The 16,416-nt window shown below is 62.6% G+C and carries 19 protein-coding genes and 1 tRNA gene; 9 read left to right on the forward strand and 11 right to left on the reverse strand.

Annotation, left to right across the window (positions count from 1 at the left end; all coding sequences use genetic code 11):
- Nucleotides 1-176 precede the first annotated feature (176 nt).
- The 5 genes from A3AU_RS0102930 to A3AU_RS0102950 form a co-directional block, all read right to left on the reverse strand.
- Nucleotides 177-452 carry a DUF1488 family protein gene (locus tag A3AU_RS0102930; protein WP_027051470.1) on the reverse strand — a complete coding sequence of 92 codons (276 nt, stop codon included), beginning with the start codon at nucleotides 450-452 and terminating at the stop codon, nucleotides 177-179.
- Nucleotides 449-769, reverse strand: coding sequence for a hypothetical protein (locus A3AU_RS0102935; RefSeq protein WP_027051471.1), 321 nt, complete (start codon nucleotides 767-769; stop codon nucleotides 449-451). Before A3AU_RS0102935 ends, A3AU_RS0102930 begins: the two co-directional genes overlap by 4 nt.
- Nucleotides 766-1,008, reverse strand: coding sequence for a hypothetical protein (locus A3AU_RS0102940; protein WP_027051472.1), 243 nt, complete (start codon nucleotides 1,006-1,008; stop codon nucleotides 766-768). The genes A3AU_RS0102935 and A3AU_RS0102940 overlap by 4 nt, the downstream gene beginning before the upstream one ends.
- An 87-nt stretch (nucleotides 1,009-1,095) precedes the next feature.
- Nucleotides 1,096-1,461, reverse strand: a complete 366-nt coding sequence (locus tag A3AU_RS0102945) for a hypothetical protein (protein WP_032916828.1) — start codon at nucleotides 1,459-1,461, stop codon at nucleotides 1,096-1,098.
- On the reverse strand, nucleotides 1,461-1,721 hold the full coding sequence (locus tag A3AU_RS0102950) for a hypothetical protein (protein ID WP_027051474.1): 261 nt from the start codon (nucleotides 1,719-1,721) through the stop codon (nucleotides 1,461-1,463). The genes A3AU_RS0102945 and A3AU_RS0102950 overlap by 1 nt, the downstream gene beginning before the upstream one ends.
- A 488-nt stretch (nucleotides 1,722-2,209) precedes the next feature.
- On the opposite strand from A3AU_RS0102950, the gene A3AU_RS01000000134855 reads away from it, so the two are divergent.
- From A3AU_RS01000000134855 to A3AU_RS0102970, 4 genes are all read left to right on the forward strand, one after another.
- A complete protein-coding gene (locus A3AU_RS01000000134855; RefSeq protein ID WP_051355268.1) occupies nucleotides 2,210-2,548 on the forward strand; it encodes a co-chaperone GroES in 339 nt (112 codons plus the stop codon).
- A 56-nt stretch (nucleotides 2,549-2,604) separates the two neighbouring features.
- Nucleotides 2,605-4,239 carry a chaperonin GroEL gene (gene groL, locus A3AU_RS0102960; protein WP_027051475.1) on the forward strand — a complete coding sequence of 545 codons (1,635 nt, stop codon included), beginning with the start codon at nucleotides 2,605-2,607 and terminating at the stop codon, nucleotides 4,237-4,239.
- A gap of 610 nt (nucleotides 4,240-4,849) precedes the next feature.
- Nucleotides 4,850-5,044 (forward strand): hypothetical protein, encoded by a 195-nt coding sequence (locus tag A3AU_RS01000000134860; RefSeq protein ID WP_032916748.1) that lies wholly within the window; start codon nucleotides 4,850-4,852, stop codon nucleotides 5,042-5,044.
- An 89-nt stretch (nucleotides 5,045-5,133) separates the two neighbouring features.
- Nucleotides 5,134-5,307 (forward strand): hypothetical protein, encoded by a 174-nt coding sequence (locus tag A3AU_RS0102970; protein ID WP_245235404.1) that lies wholly within the window; start codon nucleotides 5,134-5,136, stop codon nucleotides 5,305-5,307.
- Nucleotides 5,308-5,629: 322 nt separating this feature from the next.
- Here the strand turns inward: A3AU_RS0102970 and A3AU_RS0102975 are convergent.
- Nucleotides 5,630-5,703, reverse strand: a tRNA-Gln gene (locus A3AU_RS0102975).
- Nucleotides 5,704-5,891: 188 nt separating this feature from the next.
- Nucleotides 5,892-6,824 (reverse strand): lysylphosphatidylglycerol synthase domain-containing protein, encoded by a 933-nt coding sequence (locus tag A3AU_RS0102980; RefSeq protein ID WP_027051477.1) that lies wholly within the window; start codon nucleotides 6,822-6,824, stop codon nucleotides 5,892-5,894.
- A gap of 417 nt (nucleotides 6,825-7,241) precedes the next feature.
- Between A3AU_RS0102980 and A3AU_RS0102985 the strand changes: the two genes are divergently transcribed.
- Nucleotides 7,242-8,597: a Ppx/GppA phosphatase family protein gene (locus A3AU_RS0102985; RefSeq protein ID WP_027051478.1), complete on the forward strand. Its 1,356-nt coding sequence runs from the start codon at nucleotides 7,242-7,244 to the stop codon at nucleotides 8,595-8,597.
- On the forward strand, nucleotides 8,594-9,307 hold the full coding sequence (locus tag A3AU_RS0102990) for an RlmE family RNA methyltransferase (RefSeq protein ID WP_027051479.1): 714 nt from the start codon (nucleotides 8,594-8,596) through the stop codon (nucleotides 9,305-9,307). The genes A3AU_RS0102985 and A3AU_RS0102990 overlap by 4 nt, the downstream gene beginning before the upstream one ends.
- Nucleotides 9,308-9,342: 35 nt before the next feature.
- Here A3AU_RS0102990 and A3AU_RS0102995 read toward each other — a convergent pair whose 3' ends face one another.
- Together A3AU_RS0102995 and A3AU_RS1000000138755 are read right to left on the reverse strand one after the other, a co-directional pair.
- Nucleotides 9,343-10,764 (reverse strand): MFS transporter, encoded by a 1,422-nt coding sequence (locus A3AU_RS0102995; RefSeq protein ID WP_027051480.1) that lies wholly within the window; start codon nucleotides 10,762-10,764, stop codon nucleotides 9,343-9,345.
- A gap of 139 nt (nucleotides 10,765-10,903) precedes the next feature.
- Nucleotides 10,904-11,071: a hypothetical protein gene (locus A3AU_RS1000000138755; RefSeq protein ID WP_154674513.1), complete on the reverse strand. Its 168-nt coding sequence runs from the start codon at nucleotides 11,069-11,071 to the stop codon at nucleotides 10,904-10,906.
- On the opposite strand from A3AU_RS1000000138755, the gene guaB reads away from it, so the two are divergent.
- Genes guaB through A3AU_RS0103015 form a run of 3 tightly spaced genes read left to right on the forward strand, consistent with a single transcriptional unit; the run spans nucleotide 11,058 to nucleotide 13,579 of the window.
- Entirely contained in the window at nucleotides 11,058-12,560 is a 1,503-nt protein-coding gene (gene guaB, locus A3AU_RS0103005) for an IMP dehydrogenase (RefSeq protein WP_027051481.1), read from the forward strand. The genes A3AU_RS1000000138755 and guaB overlap by 14 nt on opposite strands.
- A gap of 31 nt (nucleotides 12,561-12,591) precedes the next feature.
- On the forward strand, nucleotides 12,592-13,134 hold the full coding sequence (locus A3AU_RS0103010; RefSeq protein ID WP_027051482.1) for a hypothetical protein: 543 nt from the start codon (nucleotides 12,592-12,594) through the stop codon (nucleotides 13,132-13,134).
- Between the two features lie 25 nt (nucleotides 13,135-13,159).
- Nucleotides 13,160-13,579, forward strand: a complete 420-nt coding sequence (locus A3AU_RS0103015) for an MAPEG family protein (protein ID WP_027051483.1) — start codon at nucleotides 13,160-13,162, stop codon at nucleotides 13,577-13,579.
- A 40-nt stretch (nucleotides 13,580-13,619) separates the two neighbouring features.
- Here A3AU_RS0103015 and rnd read toward each other — a convergent pair whose 3' ends face one another.
- Together rnd and A3AU_RS0103025 are read right to left on the reverse strand one after the other, a co-directional pair.
- Entirely contained in the window at nucleotides 13,620-14,771 is a 1,152-nt protein-coding gene (gene rnd, locus A3AU_RS0103020) for a ribonuclease D (protein ID WP_027051484.1), read from the reverse strand.
- A gap of 75 nt (nucleotides 14,772-14,846) precedes the next feature.
- Nucleotides 14,847-16,091, reverse strand: coding sequence for an MFS transporter (locus A3AU_RS0103025; protein ID WP_027051485.1), 1,245 nt, complete (start codon nucleotides 16,089-16,091; stop codon nucleotides 14,847-14,849).
- Between the last annotated feature and the right edge of the window lie 325 nt (nucleotides 16,092-16,416).

Raw genomic sequence — 16,416 nt, forward strand, 5'->3', positions numbered from 1 at the left:
GTTGTGAAACGAACTGGCCAGAAAAGTGCCATTCCGTTGGCAACCCCAATAGGACACAACGACGTTGCTGGCCGTAATCCGAAAGCTGACACTCGCGGCGCCGCCTAGGCCGCTTTTTTGCGCCAGGAGGTGACTTTCGGGTCGCAACAGAACGTTCCTGATAGGGCGCCCCATGCCTACCGGAAATCGGCTGCCGTCAAAGTGTAAGAGCTGCGGCGGTCGCGAGAATAGGCTTTGCTGGCAATCTTGTGGATGGATGATCGCAAGGTGTCGAATGCTGAAAGGTATTTTGTTTCCGACGCCGTTGTCCCCACCAAGGCGATGTCCGATTTTGCCAGCGCCGCGATCTCGACGAAGAAGCGCACCTCGAACATGCCGTCATGGCCGGTGAAGCGGACGGCGTTGCGGGCTTCATCGAAACTGCGGCTGGGATTGGGAAAGGAGAGCGTCATGACTGGCCCGCCGCTCTCTCGTGCAGGACAATTGGCGGCGCAGCAATCCACGCCGTGCGGCGCTCGGCATTGCGCTGGTTGAGGGACAACATGCGGCGTGTCGCATCGGGGCGGCTGAGGCCGGTCATGGCAACGCCGTCCCTGTGTGCCGGAATTCCGAAGAAGACGTGATAGACGGTCCAGGAACGATCCGCTTCGACGCGGCGTCCGTATTGGCGATTTGTGAAGTCGAGTCCTGGCGCGCCACCCTCGTTTTCCCAGATCCGAAGCGCGGCGACATTGCACTGCCGATCGGTTTCGGCGTTAGGGGCATTCATGATGCTGGCCTTCCCTCATTGACCGCTTGCGTGGCGAGAGCGCCCGAATAAAGCGTTGCGCCATTCGCGTCGGCGATCGTCATGGCGTCCGGCCGCTGCGGCATGTTCAGGGTCCCAGCCAGAACCCTGGCGATTTCGATCGCATCGTCGAGGTCGGCGGCTTCCGCCGTCTCGCGGCCGAGCACGGCATGCGCATCGTCCGTTTCCCGGGTGCAATAGAATTCGATCAGGATCTTCATCTTCATCGGTCGCCGCGTCAGTTCTTGCCCTTGCCGCGCAGGGAACTGATGTTGGCGGCAAATCTGGTCTGGGCGCCGAACATGCTTTCAGGCTTGGGCAGGACCTTTTCCTGCTTCGACTTCCTGATTTCCCGGCTCGAGCGTTTCTGTCCCTTTGACATGTGCGAACGTCCTTTCGATGAGCGTCATGGTGTCACCGGGCGACGTGTCGACCGGTTCGAGACTGTCCTGCGTCGCCACCCGTTCATGACGTTCGCCGTCGCTTCGGATGCGGTATTGCAGCGAATCTCCCCTCGGCGGAAGCCTGGCAGTGATGCGGTAGATTTCCGCGGTCTTTGAAAACGTGCCAAAGCCGCCCTTCAGCCGGACAGCCTGTTCTACGGCAAACAGATGCGTTGCGGCTTCACGGCGGATCGGGCGTGCGTTGCGTTGCATCAGGGTGGTGGTTCTCATCATTGTCTCTGGTCCTGCTCGAGTGCGGCTTCAAGCGATGCCGGATCGACCGGCACCATCTGCTGCGTGGCCCCACCGGCGGAGATCGCCGGCAGGTAAATGAAGGTGGCCACGCGGCGCCATGCGATCAGCGAAGCCCCTTCGAGGGCTTCCTCGTCTTGATCGACGCGATACTCTCCAGGTGGTTGCGGCGTATCGAAGCCGGGCAGCGAAAACGCCGCCCTGAAGCGAACGATTGAAGGAGTGGTGCGGCTGGTCATCGATTGCGGCTTTCCGCGGAAACGCACAGCGCCTTTCCGTATCATTCCCACTCGAACCGCCGGAACGATGCCCGACGCTGCCAGTACATCCGTGGTCAGCGTCGGTTTAATTCCAGGGTTCGAACGGAACGAAATGTGCGCCGGACCGGCGCATGCACTCGTTTTCGAGAATTCGGTGGTGAATGGCGGGGCTCTGACACAAAGCCAACTCGACCAAATCAACGAGCTTTACCTATGCGCCTCAATTGAGTTCCAAACAAGGTCGCGGCGCTTTTTAATTTGATCATTAAAATAATAACGCGAATCCGCTAAATTCAAGCCAGCAGAAAATTTTCCTCCCATGCGAACGAATTTGTTCGCGTCTCGAATTATTCCATTCGAATTCTTGGACTTTGGCGAGAAATAATTCTGGCACTCCTATCTATCGAGTGCCAAGGCGCCTATACTGGAGCAGCGGCCGCCCATGCCGGCCCCAGAAAGAAGTTCCCATGAAATTCCGGCCACTTCACGACCGCGCCGTCATTCGCCGCGCCGAAGGCGACACCAAATCCAAGGGCGGCATCATCATTCCCGACAATGCCAGGGAGAAACCTCAGGAAGGCGAAGTGATCGCCGTCGGCTCGGGCGCACGCGACGAAAGCGGCGCCTTGATCGTGCCCGATGTGAAAGCCGGCGACTTCATCCTGTTCGGCAAATGGTCGGGCACCGAGGTCAAGATTGACGGCGAAGACCTTCTGATCATGAAGGAAGCCGACATCATGGGGATCATCGACAAGAGCGAGGTCGGCATCATCGACAAGACAGTGGCCGTCAAGAACGCCGCCTGACAGGACTGGCCTCACGGCAAATCGCCCACTCCAATTTTCGAACGGGATGAACAATAATGTCTGCCAAGGAAATCAAATTCTCCACCGATGCCCGCGACCGCATGCTGCGCGGCGTCGAGCTCCTCAACAACGCCGTCAAGGTGACACTCGGCCCCAAGGGCCGCAACGTCATCATCGACAAGGCTTATGGCGCGCCGCGCATCACCAAGGACGGTGTGACCGTGGCCAAGGAAATCGAGCTTACCGACAAGTTCGAGAACATGGGCGCGCAGATGGTGCGCGAAGTGGCCTCGAAGACCAACGACCTTGCTGGTGACGGCACGACCACCGCTACGGTGCTGGCCGCTTCGATCCTGCGTGAAGGCGCCAAGCTCGTTGCCGCCGGCATGAACCCGATGGACCTCAAGCGCGGCATCGACCAGGCCGTTGCCGCCGTGGTGAAGGAAGTCCAGGCGCGGGCCAAGAAGGTCAAGTCCTCGGCCGAGATCGCGCAGGTCGGCACCATCGCCGCCAATGGTGATGCCAGCGTCGGCGCCATGATTGCCAAGGCGATGGACAAGGTCGGCAATGACGGCGTCATCACCGTCGAGGAAGCCAAGACCGCCGACACCGAACTCGACGTCGTCGAGGGCATGCAGTTCGACCGCGGCTATCTCAGCCCGTATTTCGTCACCAATGCCGACAAGATGCGCGTCGAACTGGAAGAGCCCTATGTGCTTATCCACGAGAAGAAGCTCGGCAATCTGCAGGCGATGTTGCCGATCCTCGAAGCGGTGGTGCAGGGCGGCAGGCCGCTGCTGATCATCTCCGAGGACGTCGAAGGCGAGGCGCTCGCCACGCTGGTCGTCAACAAGCTGCGCGGTGGCCTCAAGGTCGCGGCCGTCAAGGCGCCGGGCTTCGGCGATCGCCGCAAGGCGATGCTGGAAGACATCGCCGTGCTCACCGCCGGCCAGATGATCTCGGAGGATCTCGGCATCAAGCTCGAAAATGTCACGCTAGAAATGCTCGGCCGCGCCAAGCGCGTGCTGATCGAGAAGGACACCACCACGATCGTTGATGGCGCCGGCACCAAGGCGACGATCCAGGCGCGCATCGCCCAGATCAGAGGACAGATCGAGGAAACCACCTCCGACTATGACAAGGAAAAGCTGCAGGAACGGCTCGCGAAGCTCGCCGGCGGCGTTGCAGTGATCCGCGTCGGCGGCGCCACCGAGTCGGAAGTCAAGGAAAAGAAGGACCGCATCGACGACGCGCTGAACGCCACGCGTGCAGCTGTCGAAGAAGGCATCGTTCCGGGCGGCGGCGTGGCGCTGCTGCGCGCCAGGTCGGCGCTCAAGGGCCTGACCGGCGCCAATGCCGATGTGACGGCCGGCATTTCGATCGTGCTCAGGGCGCTTGAGGCGCCGATCCGCCAGATCGCCGAGAATTCCGGCGTCGAGGGGTCGATCGTCGTCGGCAAGCTCTCCGACAGCAAGGATAACAATCAGGGGTTTGACGCCCAGAACGAGGTCTATGTCGACATGATCAAGGCCGGCATCGTCGACCCGGCAAAGGTGGTGCGCACGGCACTGCAGGATGCAGGCTCGATCGCCGCGCTTTTGATCACGGCCGAAGCCATGATCACCGACATTCCGGCCAAGGATGCCGCGCCTTCACCTGGCGGCGGCGGCATGGGCGGAATGGGATACTGAAACCTTGTCGCTCGGAGAAGGCCGTGCGTGAACCGACGCTGGTTCCGGTATTCGGCTGGCTTGGCGTCGAGCCCCTAGTCGCCGTTGCGGCGACGCCGGCCATATCCGGGAGCATGACGAATCTGGTGACCCGCATGCGGGAGGGTTTCCCCTCGCACCGGGGCCTGGCTTTGAAGCTGGGCGTGGTGCTGTGGACAGTCACTGTCCGGGGACAGTGTTTTTCATTCCGCCGGGCTGAACCGGTCGACATCGCGGTGGTGGCCGAAAACGAAAAGGACGCGGGATATGGCAAACCGCTATGCGCTTCGCATGGACCATCCGGACAGCTGGACCGTTTTCGACGTCTTCACCGGCCAGCCCGCCGAGTCCGACCATAAGGTCATGGTCGGAATCAATGCTGGCGAAGCGGACGAGACGGTCAGACGGCTGAACGATCAGGACGCCAAGCGGCGGGACGAGGTCGACCGCTGTGCTGACAAACCGGCAATCTGCCGGAATGATTCGCTAACCATCTATCGGGGGCGTACAGTCGTATTGTCGCCGGCCAGAACATGGGCACCGGCGCTTGAGAGCGTCCATCGTCCTCCAGCCTCTGGATGGGAGCCGCACTATGGACAACGATCATTTGGCCGATGCGATTTCGACTTTTGACTGCAATATTCTGCGCGACGCTTTCAGAACATCGGTCATTGAAAAGCAGATCCCCGAGGATCAGTGGCAGGCCTACGCGTCGCTTTTGATCCGCGACTACACCGGCAGCTCCGATCTTGGTTCGGCACTGCTGGCCTGGATCGTACGAAAGTAATTTTGTCGCCGTGCATAACCTGCCGGAGCGGACACCTGCTCCGCGCTCGCTTTCATTTTTTGCCTGAAAGGATAATGAGCATGAGATACATGAAGACCCCGGACGCTCCGGTCGTAACGATCGAGCCAATCGTCGAGGCCGCAAAAATCCTGTCGAAGCGGCTGACGATCAGAAGCGACGAAGCCGCTAGTCGAAAGATCGCCGACACCGACGGCACGGTACGGCGTGCGCGTCAACTTGCGGAAAGCAACCGCCTGATTTGATGAATTGACCACGCAACCTGCTGCCGCCGTCGACCGCTTATTATGTCATGCGCGTCGGCACGTTACCTCTAATACCGTATTTCGCTCCAGGAGATATTGACCTCGCCAAGGCCGTCGGCGAAGCGGTGAATCCAGATAAGCATGTGTTCTGGAACGTTTTTTGCCTTAGTGACACCGGACCCTGAATCCGTTGGTGCTTGATCGCCAAGGACTCCTGGTGGAATCTCGCGACCTAAGTAGGGACTGCAGGCGCGAACTCGACAGAAATGCAACACGGCCGCTTCGCTGTCTGGCCTGTACTCGCTAAGCTATTGAAAAGACTTGGCTGGGGAACCTGGATTCGAACCAGGACTAACGGAGTCAGAGTCCGTGGGTCTACCGTTAACCTATTCCCCAGCAGGCGCGGTCATGAACCGCGCGGGCCGAACGGCTGAGCCGCTTGAGCGCTGCCTTGTAGCCGCCAGCGGAAAATAGTCAAGCCTGCTCTGCTGTTCAAATTGGCCAATCGCACAAGTTTGCGTAGCCTTTCGTCCCGCCTGCCGGCACCTTCCCCGTGAACGGCGAGGAGGGCCGCTGGGCGTGCCTCAACTCTCTGTCCGGCTGAACTGCGAACGCTCGAAGAACAGCACCACGCCCAGGCCCAGAATCAGCGGGATGATGAGATAAAACAGCCGGAACACCAGCAGCGCTGCCAGCACGCCGACCGGGTCCATGTCGGACAGCCCGGCCAGGAACACCACCTCGAACACGCCGAGTCCCCCCGGCGCGTGCGAGATCTGGGCGACCGAGAAGGAAACGAGGAAGACGCCGAGCACGACGAAATAGCCGGGATTGTGGATCTCGGGCAGGGCGAAGAAGATGATCGCCGCCGCCGCCAGCAATTCGATCGGGCCGATCAGCAATTGCCTGGCGACGATGGGCAGCGCCGGATAATGCACTTGAAAGCTGGCGATCTTCAGCGGGCGCAGGTGCAACCAGCTGCCGAATATGTAGGCGCCGACGAGGATCAGCATCGCAATGCCCGCTGCTTCCGACAAGCCGTGATGGGCGATGCCCGAAAAGCGGTCGATGATCTCAGGCTCAAACACCAGCACCAGGCCGGAGGCGAGGATCGTCGACAGCACGAAGGTGATCCAGCAGATCGCCACCAGCACGCCGACATCCTGGCCGGTCAGCCCCCTGGTGCCGTAGGCGCGGTAGCGGATGACGGCGCCGGAAAACACCGAGCCGCCGATATTGTGCGACAGCGCGTAGGTGGTGAAGGAGCACAGCGTCACGAACAGCCACGACACGCGTTTGCCGATGTGGAGCAGCGCGATGTGGTCGTAGCCGGCGAGTGCCGCATAGGCGATGACAGAGCTGAGACCCGCCAGCACCCAGCCGCGGGTTGGAATGGCGGTGAGCCCTGCCCAGACATCGTCGAGTGAAATGCCGCGCAGTTCGTGCCAGAGCAGCAGCAGCGAGAAAATCACCGCGGCGATACCGACCACCGGCCAGAAATAGCGTCTCCAGTTCATTGCCTGATTGCCATGCGCTGCCTGTCCGCGTCCTTTTCTCTTGATGGGGGAGGCTCCGGTTTTCCGGATTCCTCCGTTCATTTCAGAAATGCCTCATCGAAGCCGGCTATTCAACCGCGAACACTTGTCGCGCCCGGCCGCCGGCAAGGTCCGCCCACACCGAATGCAGCGCAAGGGCAGTTGCAACGGCAAAGGCATCGGCTTCGACGCGGGACTGTCCACGCACATACGGCGTTACCAATCCAGCCTTGCGGGGACATTACGCCGCCCCAAGAAGCGGTTCGCGCCCAGCCGGCAAAATTCGGCATGCGGCTCTTGGTGATCGGGCGCGGCACTGTTAATCTGGCGGCAACTTGAAACATGCCAAAGCGCCTGCTGCGTCCGTCACCGGTTCGCGCGGCGCCGGAAGGAACGACAGTGGAAGACCGCGACACCGGCGCAGGCGCGTCGGAGGTGGGCGCGTCCAGCGCTTCCCCAGGCCCATCGGGCCCGGGGACAGCCGGTTGGCAGCAACGCCGCCCGACGGAGCCGCGCTCCGCCGATGGCCAGGCGGGCGACGCGACCCATCACCAGAAGGGCAAGCCCAAGAAGCGGCGCAAGCGACGGCGCGGGCGCAAGGTTTTCGCGCGCGACGAGGCCCCCCAGGGCAATCGATCGCCAGGCAAGGCGACTGTCCCGGCTTTGGAGGCGAGGCAGCCGGCTGCGCCGGCGATCTCTCCCGTCGTTCCAGCGCCGCGCCCGGAGCAGGGCACGCGCCGACCGCCAGTGCACGAGCTTCCGGTGTTCGCCGCCCTCGACCTCGGTACCAACAATTGTCGGCTGCTGGTGGCGGTGCCGACGCGGCATGGCCAGTTCCGCGTCATCGACGCCTTCTCGCGCATCGTCAGGCTGGGCGAGGGGCTCACCGCTAATGGCCGACTCGGCCAGCCGGCCATGGACCGCGCCGTCGAGGCGCTGAAGATCTGCGGCGACAAATTGCGCAGCCGCAAGATCAGGAAGGCCAGGCTGATCGCCACCGAAGCCTGCCGCTCGGCCGAAAACGGCGTCGAATTCCTCGAACGCGTCGAGCGCGAGGCCGGCCTGAAGCTCGAGATCATCGACCGCCAGACCGAAGCGCGGCTGGCGGTGTCCGGCTGCGGCTCGCTGGTCGAGCGCGACACGCAAGGCGTCGTCCTGTTCGATATCGGCGGCGGCTCCTCGGAGATCGCTCTGATCGATCTCACCGGCCGCCGTTCGCCTCGGCTCGCCAACCACATCGTCTCGTGGACGTCGCTGCCGGTCGGCGTCGTCTCGTTGGCCGAGCGCTTTGGCGGACGCACGGTGACGCGCGACACCTTCGCCGCCATGGTCGACGACGTCGCTGGCCGGCTGGCAAGCTTCGACGGCCGCGACCGGCTGAGCCACCTCAAGGCCAGCCCGAATTTTCACCTGCTCGGCACCTCCGGCACGGTGACGACGCTCGCCGGCGTTCACCTCGATCTAGAGCGCTACGATCGCCGTCGGGTCGACGGGCTGTGGATGGATCGCGACAGCGTCGACCGCATGGTCGAGCGGCTGGTCGGCTGGGATTTCCAGCAGCGCTGCGCAAATCCCTGCATTGGTGCCGACCGCGCCGATCTGGTACTGGCCGGCTGTGCTATCCTCGAAGCGATCCGCGCGGTCTGGCCGTCGGAGCGGCTGCGCGTCGCCGACCGGGGCCTGCGCGAAGGCATATTGAGCGAGCTGATGGCCGATGACGGCGTCTGGCGCAACGATGGACGTGGCCGTCAATGACCAAGAAACCGGAAAACCCAGGCTCCGCCGGCATTCGCGTGCTGAAGACGCGGATCAAGAAGAAGAGCGGCCTGAAGGAATCGTCGCGCCGTTGGCTGCAGCGCCACATCAACGATCCCTATGTCCAGCGCTCCAAGGCCGACGGCTACCGCTCGCGCGCCGCCTACAAGCTGATCGAGATCGACGACAAGCACCATCTGCTGAAACCCGGCATGAAGGTGATCGATCTCGGTGCCGCTCCCGGCGGCTGGTGCCAGGTCGCGGCGGCGCGCACGAAATCGACGGCGGAAAATCCGCATGTCGTCGGCATCGACTATCTGGAAATGGATGCCGTGCCTGGCGCGCCGGTGCTGTTGATGGATTTCCTGGACGCGGATGCGCCTCGCAAGCTGGCCGAGGCGCTGGGCGGGAACCCGGATGTCGTGCTGTCCGACATGGCCGCGCCGACCACCGGCCACAAGCGGACAGACCATATCCGCACCATGCACCTTTGCGAGGTGGCGGCCGATTTCGCGCTGTCCGTCCTTAAGCCGGGCGGGCATTTCCTCGCCAAGACCTTCCAGGGCGGCGCCGAAAACGAGCTGCTCTCGATGCTCAAGAAGAATTTCCGCTCGGTGCACCACGTCAAGCCGCCGGCCTCGCGGGATGAATCGGTGGAGCTTTATCTATTGGCGAAAGACTTCAAAGGGCGAGAATCGGTCGGAGAGTAGCGTTTTCCCTTCTCCCCCCGTGGGAGAAGCTGCCCTCATTCTCCCGGAGATCTTACCGGTTCCAGCGCCTTGGGCGTCGTCAGCCTTCCATGGCCGGAGACGGCGTTGCCGGCGTCGGGCGCCAGCCGCATGAACGAAAGCGATGCCGCAGCCGAGACCGCGGCCACGATGAAGAAGGCGATATGGAAGTCGGCGAGCCGCAGCGGCCCGCCATGGATCGAGGTCGAGACTTCCAGAATGCCGCCGGCAAGCGCTACGCCGAGCGCGATCGATAATTGCTGGAACACCGCCGTGATCGGCGTTGCCTTGCTGGTGTCCTCGGCCGACACCTCGGCATAGGAGAGCGCGTTGACGCCGGTGAAGAACATCGAGCGGATGAAGCCGCCGACCAGTAATATGGCCAGCATCAGTGCGTAAGGCGTCTCTGGCGTGAACAGGCCGTAGATGGCGATAGATGCAGCCGCGATTAGCGAGCCCCAGACCAGCACCCGGCGGAAACCAACGAGCCGGAAGATCAGCGCGGTGATAAATTTCACGCCGATGGCGCCGATCGCCGAGACGAAGGTGATCATGCCGGACTGGAACGGCGTTAGCCCGAAACCGATCTGGAACATCAGCGGCAAAAGGAACGGTACCGCGCCGATACCGATGCGGAACAGGCTGCCGCCAAGCACCGACGAGCGAAACACCTGGTTGCGGAACAGCTCGAGCGCCAGCAATGGGTTTTTGGCGCGGCGCGCATGCATCAGGTAGAGCGCGCCCGAAATTAGCCCGCCGGCGATTGTGATCAAACCAGTCGCCGGCGGCAGATAGGGCAGGCTGACGACCGACAGGCCAAACACCACGCCCGACGCCGCCACGCCGCTCAGCACGAAGCCGATGAAATCGAGCGGCGGCGTCTCCATCGATTCGGTTTCCGGCAGGAAGCGGGTGGCCAGCCAGATGCCGATCAGGCCGATCGGCACATTGATCAGGAAGATCCAGTGCCAGGTGAAGTAGGTGGTGATGAAGCCGCCGATCGGCGGGCCGACCAGCGGGCCGACCAGCGCGGGAACGGTCAGCCACGACATGGCGGCGACCAGGTCGCTCTTTGGGGTTGCGCGCACCAGCACCAGCCGTCCGACCGGCGTCATCATGGCGCCGCCGATACCTTGCAGGAAGCGCGATACCACGAAAGCCGGCAGCGAACCGGAGAGCGCGCAGGCGACCGAACCGGCGATGAACACCGCGATCGCGGCGCGAAAGACGTTCTTGGCGCCAAAACGGTCAGCCATCCAGCCGCTGATCGGAATGAAGATGGCCAGCGACACCAGATAGGCGGTCAGCGCGAGTTTCAGCGCGATCGGGCTGGTCTGGATATCGACGGCGATCGCCGGCAGCGATGTCGCGATGACGGTCGAATCCATGTTTTCCATGAAAAGCGCGACCGCCAGGATCAGCGGAATAATGCGGTTCAACGAACGCGTCCGAATTGGTCAAAAAATTGCATGACGACCGGGGGCGAGCCGACACAAAGGGGCGGTTATCACGCCTTAGGCCGGATGTCGCATTAATTTGCTGTCACGTTTGTGCGACCGCAACCCTTGGTGGCGGCGCTTAGGGCAACCCCAACACTTTGCGGTGACACGCAATCATCGTCTTTTCAATCTCATCGCGACGTGTTACCAGCCAGCGCCAATCCTGAAAGGGAAGAAGAGAGTCGGCGCTGCCCATCCTGGTCCAGCGCTTTTCCGCATTCAAAGGACTGGCCATGGCAAAAATCATCGAAACGTCCACCGGCGCGCTGGCGCTGACCTTTGACGACGTGCTTTTGCAGCCGGGTCATTCCGAGGTCATGCCTGGCGAAACCGATGTCCGCACCCGCATCGCCGGCGACATCGACCTCAACGTGCCGATCCTCTCCGCCGCCATGGACACCGTCACCGAGGCGCGTCTTGCCATCGCCATGGCCCAGGCCGGCGGCATCGGCGTCATTCATCGCAATTTCTCACCCGCCGAACAGGCCGAGCAGGTGCGGCAGGTGAAGAAATTCGAATCCGGCATGGTGGTCAACCCCGTCACCATCGGTCCCGACGCGACGCTCGCCGATGCGCTTGCGCTGATGCGCGGCAATGGTATTTCCGGCATTCCCGTGGTCGAGAATGGCGGCACCGGCGGCCACACGGTCGGTCGTTTGGTCGGCATCCTGACCAATCGCGACGTACGCTTTGCCTCCGACCCGGCGCAAAAGGTCTACGAATTGATGACCCGTGAGAACCTGATCACGGTCAAGGAGAATGTCGACCAGGACGAGGCCAAGCGGCTTCTGCACCAGCACCGGATCGAGAAGCTTGTCGTCGTCGACAAGAAGGGCAATTGCGTCGGCCTGATCACCGTCAAGGATATCGAGAAGTCGCAACTCAACCCGCACGCCACCAAGGATGCGCAGGGACGTCTGCGCGCGGCAGCCGCCACCAGCGTCGGCGACGACGGTTTCGAGCGCGCCGAGCGCCTGATCGATGCCGGTGTCGACCTTCTGGTCATCGACACCGCGCACGGCCACTCGCAGCGCGTTCTCGACGCGGTCACGCGCGCGAAAAAGCTTTCCAACTCGGTTCGCATCCTGGCCGGCAATGTCGCGACCGCCGAAGGCACGCAGGCGCTGATCGACGCCGGCGCCGACGCCGTCAAGGTCGGCATCGGCCCGGGCTCGATCTGCACCACCCGCATCGTTGCCGGCGTCGGCGTGCCGCAGCTTTCGGCCATCATGTCGGCGGTCGAGACGGCGCACAAATCGGGTGTGTCGGTGATTGCCGATGGCGGCATCAAATATTCCGGCGATCTCGCCAAGGCGCTCGCCGCCGGCGCCAGCGCCGCCATGATCGGCTCGCTGCTGGCCGGTACCGACGAGAGCCCGGGCGAGGTCTATCTGCACCAGGGCCGCTCCTTCAAGGCCTATCGCGGCATGGGCTCCGTCGGCGCCATGGCGCGCGGCTCGGCCGATCGCTACTTCCAGGCCGAGGTGCGCGACACCCTGAAACTGGTGCCGGAAGGCATTGAAGGCCAGGTTCCCTACAAAGGACCTGTGTCTGGCGTGCTGCACCAGCTTGCGGGCGGGCTAAAAGCCGCTATGGGTTATGTCGGTGGCCGCGACCTTGCCGATTTCCGTGAACGCGCCACCTTTGTGCGCATATCCAACGCCGGACTTCGTGAAAGCCACGCCCATGACGTCACGATTACCCGCGAAAGCCCGAACTATCCCGGCGGAGCCTGAACAATACGGGCTCGGGCGGAGCCTGACGGCGATGATCCTGCGGCTGTCGCGACACGCGGGTGCATTGTGTTTCCTGTCGGCGGCGGTCTTCATCGCCATGACGCTGCTGGAATTCTTTTATTTCCGTCAGTTGAGCGGCGGTCTGCCGTCGCTCGACATGCGCTATTTCGGCTTCACGCCCGACGAAGGCATGGCGTGGCTGACGGCACTTGGCAGACGTGGCGGCGAGATCATTCTGGTCTGGCATTATCTGACCTTCGATCTCCTGTTCCCGGCGCTGCTGTCGCTGACCTTGGTGAGCCTGATCCTGGCAACCGGCCGGCGTCTGGAGAATTTCCGCGTGCTTCCCGGGCAGGTGCAGTCGATCTTCGCGCTGGTGCTGGTGCTGCCCTACATGCTTGCCGACTATGCCCAGAACATCGCCGTGGCGCGCCTTCTGTCCGATTTCCTGTCGGCCAACCCGGATTCGCTGTCTTTCGCCTCGGCTCTGACCGTCACCAAATTCGCGCTTCTCGCCATTCCTGTGGTCGTCATCGCCACTTTCTGGCTGATGGGCCTGAGACGCCAGGCTTGATGTCAGGCAGGGAAGAGGGAACTTCATGAACCAGACGACGATCTTCTGGCCTGTTCTGGCCCATGTCCTGCTGATTTACATCGTTTATGGCGTGCTGGGCCGGCGCAGATATGTCGCCGTCAAGTCGGGCGAAGCCAAGGTCGGTCAATACAAGGTACGTTCGACCGAACCGGCGTCCTGCGTCACCGTCGCCAGCAATCTCAGCAACCAGTTCGAACTGCCGGTGCTTTTCTATGTGCTGTGCTTGACACTGCACGTCACCAACGGCGTCAACTATCTGACCCTGGCGCTGATGTGGATCTTTGTCGCCACTCGCTATTTCCACGCCTGGGCTCACCTGACCGGCAACAATCTGCGGCTGCGCAGCCGCTTTTTCTTCGCGGGCGCGGTGGTGCTGGCGCTGGCCTGGATCTGGTTCGCGCTGCATCTGCTCGGGGTGGTTTGAGCGGTCATTGCCCGCTCCGCAAGGCGGGGCGGGCATGTCGCTACAGATCGAACACCGCGATCTTGCGCTTGTCGAATTTTATCCCGATCTCGCCGCGCACCAGTTTCAGCGCCTGTTCGCCGAACACCGCGCGCCGCCAGCCTTGCAGCGCCGGCACATCGGCTTCCTCCCCCTCGGCCGCGATGCGGTCGATATCGTCGCTGGAGGCGAGCACTTTCGACGCCACCCCCTGCTTTTCGGCGACGATCCTGAGCAGCACTTTCAACAGTTCCGCCGCGGCGCTCGAGCCCTCGGGCGGCTGGAAATTCTTCGGCAGCTTCGGCATCTGCTCCTTGGGCAGCGCCAGCGCCGTGTTGACCGCCGCAAGCAGGGCCGTCGCCGTCGAGGAGCGCTCCCAGCCCTTGGGCGTGGTGCGCAGCTTGGCAAGGGCCGCCGCGTCGCGCGGAGCCTGCTGCGCCACCTCGTAGATCGCGTCGTCCTTGAGTACGCGTCCGCGCGGCACGTCGCGCTCGCGCGCTTCGCGCTCGCGCCATGCAGCCACGGCCTGAACGATGGCCAATTCCTGAGGCTTGCGCAGCCGCATCTTCAGCCGCTTCCAGGCATCTTCGGGGTGCGGATCGTAGGTCTCGCGCGAGGTCAGGACGTCCATCTCCTCGTTCAGCCAGTGGGCGCGATCCTCCCGTTTCAATTCGGCATTGAGGTGCCGATAGACCTCGATCAGATGGGTAACGTCGGCCAGGGCGTAGTCGAGCTGCTTGTCGGACAACGGCCGGTGGCGCCAGTCGGTGAAGCGCGACGACTTGTCGAGCCGCGCACCGGTGATGCGCTGCACCAGCTGGTCGTAGGAAACGCTGTCGCCGAAGCCGCAGACCATCGCCGCGACCTGCGTGTCGAACACCGGATGCGGAACGAGATCGCCGAGATGGACGATGATTTCGATGTCCTGCCGGGCGGCATGGAAGACTTTCACCACCGCCTCGTTGGCCATCAGCCTGAAGAAGGGCTTCAGGTCGATGTCCGGCGACAACGGATCGATCAGCGCCGTCACGCCGGGGGCCGCCATCTGGATCAGGCACAGGATCGGCCAGAAGGTCGTTTCGCGGATGAACTCGGTATCGACGGTAACGAAATCCGACTTTTCGAAAGCGGCGAGAACGGTCTCGAGTTCTTTCTGGGTGGTGATGACGTGCATCAAATCGCTTTTGGCAGGAGTAAGGTCTTCCTAGATTTCAGCCGGGGAGGCTTTCGTCAAGCTTTGGCCCCGCCATCATGAGCTTCCTGGGCCGTCCGAATCACCATTCCGCCTCGCCAGCCGCGCGAAAACCGTGGAAGTGCGCAGCAGCGCGGTGAAACGGCTGCGCCTGCCCGCGGGCACGCCCGAACGCGCCTGCATGCGGTAGAGGATGACGGCGATGAAAATCGCATAGACCATGGCGCTGAACACGAAGAGGGCGCTCGGCCCGAAATGCTGCATTACCGTTGACGCGGCGAAAGGGCCGCCGATGGCGCCGAAGGAATAGAATAGCATCAGCGCCGCATTGATCAGCACAAACTCGCCGGTGTCGGCGCGGTCGTTGGAATGTGCCGCCGACAGCGAATAGAGCGGCATGGCGAAACAGCCGAAGATGAAGATGATGACGAAATTGAGCAGCGGGTTGCTGCCGGCGATGAACACCAGCGCTAAGGCCGAGAGCATCGCGCAGCACGTCGTCATCAACAGCACCCGGCGCCGATCCCAGCGGTCGGAGAGGTAGCCTAGCGGATACTGGATGATGGCGCCGCCGAAGATTCCGACGCTGACAAAGGTGACGACATCGGCAACCGACATGCCGATCTGCTCGGCATAGACCGGCGACAGCGTGCGAAAGGCGCTGTTCGTGACGCCCACGGCAATGCAGCCGAAGCAGCCGAGCGGCGAGATACGCCAGACGCGCGCGAGGTCGAGTTTGACCTCCTCCGGTGGAGTCGGGTTGGAACGGTCGCCGAGCGAGACCGGCACCAGCGATAGCGTAATCATGATCGACATGATGGCGAAGATGGTGAAGCCGCCGGCGCCGAAGACCGGGATCAGGAACTGCGCGCCGGTGACCGAGCCGGTATCGACCATCCGGTAGATCGCCAGCACGCGGGCGCGGTCCTTGTTGGTGACGCCGGAATTCAGCCAGCTCTCGACGATGGTGAACAGCCCGGCGAAACAGAAGCCGCCGGCAAAACGCACCGCGCACCACATCCACGGATCGAGGACCAGAACCAGCAGCAAGGTGCCGACCGAGGCGATCGCGGCAAGCGCCGAAAACGCCCTGATATGGCCGACCGCTTTCATCATGCGGGTGATGGCAAGGCAGCCGAGCAGGAAGCCGGCGAAATAGAAGGTCCCCATCAGGCCGATGTCGGAAGCGGCAAACCCCTCCTGCGCGCCTCGTAGCGCAATGAGCGTGCTCTGTAGCCCATTGCCGCCGAGCAGGATGCCTGCGGCGAGAAGAAGCGGGATCAGCGGGCGGATGGAGGACATGAAAAGAGGCGATCACGTATCGGTGATCCCTTCTTGAACCATTGCCACGATCAACGCCAGCGGCAATGTTGCCGGCAAAATCCTTTGCCGAAGCTAACGCATCGATCAGTCCGACCAATTGGTCAGAGGATGGTGGCGCATGAGGTTGGGTGACTGGACGTTGCGTGACTGGCGAACCCGCATTGGCTCGATGAGGCCAGGGGCGCGGGTGGGGTGAGAGACAGGCATGGGCGCTCGCCTTGACAAATCCGGCCTCTCATGCGCTTTTCGCGCAAATTTTGGGCCGGGCTTTGATGCTTCGGCCGCAACCCAGCACCCCGGACTT

Source organism: Mesorhizobium erdmanii USDA 3471 (assembly GCF_000472705.1).
GTDB classification, from domain to species: domain Bacteria; phylum Pseudomonadota; class Alphaproteobacteria; order Rhizobiales; family Rhizobiaceae; genus Mesorhizobium; species Mesorhizobium erdmanii.